The sequence below is a fragment of the Herbaspirillum sp. B65 genome, assembly GCF_000333555.1.
Taxonomy (GTDB): Bacteria; Pseudomonadota; Gammaproteobacteria; order Burkholderiales; family Burkholderiaceae_D; genus Herbaspirillum; species Herbaspirillum rubrisubalbicans.
Genome location: NZ_BADI01000301.1, coordinates 1 through 1,307, shown reverse-complemented (window position 1 = coordinate 1,307; position 1,307 = coordinate 1). Strand labels below are relative to the sequence as shown.

Sequence of the window (1,307 nt, the reverse complement as noted above, 5' to 3'; positions counted from 1 at the left end):
CGCCATCCGCGGCCTGGATGGAGCTATAACAATGTCACTATCGATGGCGCGCCCATGGCCTCGGTCGACCAGACCACCCGCAGCCCCCGCACCAATATGCTGCCGGCCTCGATGGTCAAGGAAGTGCAGGTCTTCAAGACCTGGACGCCCGACATGGACCCCAATGCGGTCGGTGGCTCGGTCAACATCGTTGGCCGCAGCGCCTTCGATAATGGTGGCAAGCCCTATTTCAGCGCCACCGGGGCGGTCGGTCATGCCGCCGGCAGCGGCAAGGTGACTTCAGGCGCCGATGGTCTGGCCAAGAAGTCGGATGTGAGCTTCAGCAATACCTTCGGTCCGGATCATCGCTTCGGCTACGTGGTCTCGGCCAACTTCGAGAAGGAAAACACGGTCTCCATCGGTCACATGACCACCGACAACATCTTCTACAACTACTACAACCCCAACGGCAGCATCGCCAACCCGGCGTCCTCGGGTGGCCCCAATACCGGTAACGGCTTCCCGGTGCCGCAGCAGTTCAAGTACTGGCAACACCTGAAGAACACCGAGACCAGTGGCTTCGATGCCAAGCTGGAAGGGCGCTTCACGCCGGATCTGTATGGTTTCGTGGGATTTGGCTACAACAATGATTCCACCCATATCCTGCGCAATGAAACCTTCCTCGATGACAGCCGCAGCACCGGCAACAACCCGGTCCTGAACCAGACCGCCACCAGCGGCCAGTTTGCCCGCGGCGAGGCCGAAGCCGGCTATGCGGCCTCCACCATCAAGCGCACCGTCTCGGCGTTGCAGGGCGGCCTGGACTGGAAGCTGGACGATAACCAGGTGCTGTCGCTGCGTTCTTCCTTCTCGCAAGCCCAGCACCGCGAGCCGCGCCAGTTGGCCAAGTACATCTTCGCCAACTACACCTATCCGGGCGCCGGTTCGGCACCCGTGTTGAGTGGCACCAATGGGCTGGGCATGAGTTACAACACCTCCGGCTTCGAGCCTGCGGTGGCACTGAACAATCCTTCCAACTTCACCAATCTGAACAACTGGCAGGCCATGTACTGGCGCAAGGAAATGGTCAAGATCGATGACCAGGTGGGCGACGTGAAGCTGGATTACCGCTGGAACATGGAGCAGGATGCACGCGGCCTGGGGGCTGGCGTGGGCGTGGATTACCGACGCCTGGAACATAGCTACGACTATGTCAACAACCAGTACTTCCCCACCTCAGGGGGGCTGAACATGGTGGGCAACGGTTTCGTCTCGGGCACCATCATGCCCTATAGCGGCGGCTTGCCCTTCATCCTGGTCAATGGCCC

Annotated in this window: 1 pseudogene; it reads left to right on the top strand. The window is 60.7% G+C overall.

What is annotated here, in order from left to right:
• A pseudogene (locus I5W_RS07775) lies at positions 1-1,307 on the top strand (TonB-dependent receptor); the annotation flags it as partial.